The sequence below is a fragment of the Streptomyces sp. NPDC006265 genome (genome assembly GCF_040613555.1).
Lineage (GTDB): Bacteria > Actinomycetota > Actinomycetes > Streptomycetales > Streptomycetaceae > Streptomyces.
In genome coordinates, this window is record NZ_JBEXSH010000896.1 from 1 (window position 1) to 3,640 (window position 3,640).

Here is a 3,640-nt window from a genome sequence, read left to right on the forward strand (position 1 = left end):
GACCCCCCGCCCTGCCCCGCCTCGAGGCACCACCCCTCACGTCCACCCGCTCGTCGTCCCGCGCCGCGGCGTGCAGGAGGTGGAGCGGCACATCGTGCCGGACCGCCTCGTCGGCGGCCCAGTCCACCGCCTCCAGGCTCGCCTCGGACCCATCGATGCCGACCACCAAGGGAATCGTCACCGCCCCGGTCTCCTTTCATGCCGGATTCCGCGCCTCGCGTTCCCTTCGCCCACAGGCACGAAATGCACCATTGAGACGATTGGGGTACTCCTCGAATGAGAGACCGTACTGCTCGGCATGGCGGCGACGTCCTGACTTGACCGCGTACTCGACCGGACTCGTTCACCGTCATCCCCGTCCTTTCCAGCTTCGTACGAGACGGAGGCCGCCGCCATGCAACAAGCCGTCACCGTGGGCCTCGACGGTTCACCCGAGAGCCTCGCCGCCGCCCGCTGGGCCGCCGACGAGGCCGAGAAGCGCATGCTCACCCTGCGCCTGCTGCACGCATGGCCACTGCTGGCGCCCGAACCGACCCGCGTCCCCTCGGAAGTCGATCAGAACTACTGGGCGAAGCGTCTCGTTCATACGGCCCAGGCAGAGCTGCAGGCACGTCACCCGGGCCTGTCCATCGTCGGGAACCTGGTCGCCGACGATGCCCAGAACGCCCTGCTCCAAGCGGCGTCCGAGTCCGAGATGCTCGTGCTCGGTTCACGGGGGCTGGAGCCTGTCGAGAGCTATTTCCTCGGCGACGTGAGCATGCCCGTAGTGGCACGGGCGGAGCGGCCGGTGGTACTGGTCCGCGCCCGAACCGGCGGGGAAGGGGTGGCCGCGGCATCCGCAGACCGCGTGGTCGTGGCCCTGAAACTGCACGGTTCCTCCGACGGCCTGCTCGACTTCGCCTTCCACACCGCTGCCTCCAGAGGCATTCCCCTCCAAGCCGTCCACGGCCGAAGCGTGCCACTCCACGCACGCGTGCCCTGGGGGGTGGACCACAGCGTCACCGAAGAGATCACGCGGGACGCGCTGAAGGAGCTGGGCAAGGCGCTCCGCCCCTGGCGTGAGAAGTACCCGCAGGTGGACGTGGCGGACGGCATCCGTCTCGAAAGTCCTGCCAAGGCTGTCGTACGGGCCGCCGAAGGTGCCGCGCTGCTGGTCGTCGGCCGACGCGAACACCGTCCGGGTCTGGCGCCCCGCCTGGGGCCCGTGGCGCAGGCGGCCATTCATCACGGGCGCTGCCCCGTCGCCGTCGTTCCTCATGGCTGAGCCGGGCCTCCACGGGAGGTCGGTGGGATCGGTGCCTCGGGCCGACGCGTCCGTGCTCCGGGCCGGTGAACGGCAGGACGGCGAGCCACTGCCGCGCGCGGAGGTGTGCGAGACCCACACCGCCATCGTGTTCTTCGCCGGCGGCCGTGCCTACAAGCTGAAGAAGCCGGTGGATCTGGGATTCCTGGACTACACGACGGTGGCGGCCCGCCGAGGCGCGTGCGAACGGGAAGTCGCTCTCAACCGCCGCTTCGCCCCCGACGTCTATCTGGGTCTGGGCGAAGTCCGCAGCCCTGACGCGGATGCGCCCGAACCGCTCGTGGTGATGCGCCGGATGCCTGCGGGCCGCCGCCTTTCCCACCTGGTACGGGAAGGAGTCGCCGTCGACGATGTCCTGCGGGCCGTCGCCCGGCATCTCGCGGCGTGGCACGCGGACGCCCCCCGGAGCCGGGAGGTGGACGAGCAAGGCACGCGGGACGCGCTGTCCTCTCGCTGGGAGGCCGGCTTCCAGCAGGTCCGCGCGCTGGCCGAGGACGGCGTCGTGCCCGACGGGGCGGCGGAGGCGGAGCGGCTGGTACGCCGCTATCTCACCGGCCGCAAGCGTTTGTTCGACTCCCGTATCGAGCAGGGGCGGGTGGTCGACGGCCACGGCGACCTGCTCGCCGAGGACATCTTCTGCCTCGACGACGGCCCCCGTGTCCTGGACTGCCTGGAATTCGACGACCACCTCCGCTTCGTCGACGGCCTCGACGACGCCGCCTTCCTCGCCATGGACCTGGAACAGCTCGGCGCCCCTCAGGCCGCGGCGTACTTCCTCGCCCGGTACGGCGAGTACTCCGGCGATCCCGCACCCCCCTCCCTGTGGCACCACTACGTCGCCTACCGCGCATTCGTCCGCGCCAAGGTGTCCCTGATCCAGGCCCGGCAGGGCGCGCCCGGTGCGGAGGCCGCGTCGCGGCGGCTGCTCTCGACGACGCTGCGCCACCTGCGCACCTCCGCCGTCGGCCTGACCCTCGTCGGCGGACTGCCCGGCAGCGGGAAGTCCACCCTCTCCGGAGCGCTGGCAGACCGGCTGGGGGTCACGCTGCTCAGCAGCGACCGCCTCCGCAAGGAGCTGGCGGGGATCCCGGCTGAGCGGTCCGCGGCGGCCGACTACGGCAAGGGCCTGTACACGCCGGAGTGGACAGCCAGGACCTACTCCACCCTGCTCGACCGCGCGGCCGCCCTGCTGTCCAGGGGCGAGTCCGTCGTCCTGGACGCCACCTGGTCCGACGCGGCACAGCGCGAAGCGGCCCTGCGCGTGGCAGAACGCACCAGCGCAGACCTGGTGGCCCTGCACTGCCACGTGCCGGGCGACGTGTCAGCGGCCCGTCTGACCACGCGCGCCCCCGGTACATCCGACGCCGACCTCGGCATCGCCGCCACCATGGCGGCCAGGGAACCGCAATGGCCCGAGGCCGTCGCGGTCGACACCAGTGGCACGTTGAACTCCGCGGTCGCCCAAGCGCTGGCTGCCGTACGACCGTGGGGTACGGGCCAGGCAGCGGTCTTCCGCCGCCCCTGCGTGGAGCCGGACTAGACGAGCGAGTGCTCCCCCCGGTGTTCGGGCCCGACCATTGCTTGCCGGCCGCGGCCATGCTCGCGCGGCACCGGGGCCATCTGCCGAAAGAGCGCGTGGGATTGCGAGTCCGCTTCGGCGGCGGCACCACGGCCCGGATCTACAGGGAGACCCGCCTCGGCAGTGGCTTGGCGAGGCCCGTGCACGCTGGTGGTCACCTTCCGGCTGCGCCTGGTCCGCGGACGAGCGCACGCCATGTTCCGCGGGGAGAGTCTGCTGAACACCCCGCTGTTCGTCGGCTTCCCCGGTTTCACCTCGAAGCTGTGGCCGGCCCACGACGAGCGCGAGCGCTATCGCGGCGTGTACGAGTGGGACGGGGCGCAGCGTGCCGAGCACTACGCGCGATCCCTGTGGCGGGTTCTGGCGCTGGTCAGCGTGCCTGGTTCGATCCGGTACGCCGTGGTGCCGGGGCTGCGCCGCGACGTGATCGCGGACCCGCGACTGGTCGAGGTCCTGGAGCCGGACGGCGCCGCATGGTGGCGCACAGCGGCCGGGACGTGACGATGGCGGTGGACATGCTGGTCGTCGGGGCCTGATACGACCGGTCTCAGCCTGGCGCTGCAGGCACAGGCGCTGCAGGCACATGAGCACGGAGCACGGATACGGGTCGTCGAGCGGCGTCCCGAGCCGTCCGGCCCTCTCGTACGCTCATCCTCCACCCCCCGCACCCTGGAGGTCCTGCGCCCGCTCGGCGTCACGGACGCCCTGCCGGAGCGGGCGGACACCGCCCCGGCAGCCCACCTGCGTCTCGGCTCCCG

General features: G+C 71.8%; 4 protein-coding genes. 3 read left to right on the plus strand and 1 reads right to left on the minus strand.

The features are described 5' to 3' along the window. Window positions 1-181, minus strand: a 181-nt coding sequence (locus ABZ281_RS42305) for a universal stress protein (RefSeq protein ID WP_356663325.1), incomplete at its 3' end; no start/stop codon positions are given. 213 nt (window positions 182-394) lie between these two features. Between ABZ281_RS42305 and ABZ281_RS42310 the strand changes: the two genes are divergently transcribed. The 3 genes from ABZ281_RS42310 (at window position 395) to ABZ281_RS42320 (ending at window position 3,383) form a co-directional block, all read left to right on the plus strand. Then, window positions 395-1,264, plus strand: coding sequence for a universal stress protein (locus ABZ281_RS42310; RefSeq protein WP_356663327.1), 870 nt, complete (start codon window positions 395-397; stop codon window positions 1,262-1,264). Window positions 1,265-1,367: 103 nt separating this feature from the next. Then, a complete protein-coding gene (locus ABZ281_RS42315; protein ID WP_356663331.1) occupies window positions 1,368-2,843 on the plus strand; it encodes an AAA family ATPase in 1,476 nt (491 codons plus the stop codon). A 162-nt stretch (window positions 2,844-3,005) separates the two neighbouring features. Next, the gene (locus tag ABZ281_RS42320) at window positions 3,006-3,383 is read left to right on the plus strand and encodes a hypothetical protein (RefSeq protein WP_356663329.1); all 378 of its coding nucleotides are present in this window, start codon (window positions 3,006-3,008) and stop codon (window positions 3,381-3,383) included. Window positions 3,384-3,640 lie beyond the last annotated feature (257 nt).

Excerpts from the sequence above, each read along its gene's own strand:
- ABZ281_RS42310 (WP_356663327.1), top strand. The coding sequence starts at position 395 with ATGCAACAAGCCGTCACCGTGGGCCTCGACGGTTCACCCGAGAGCCTC.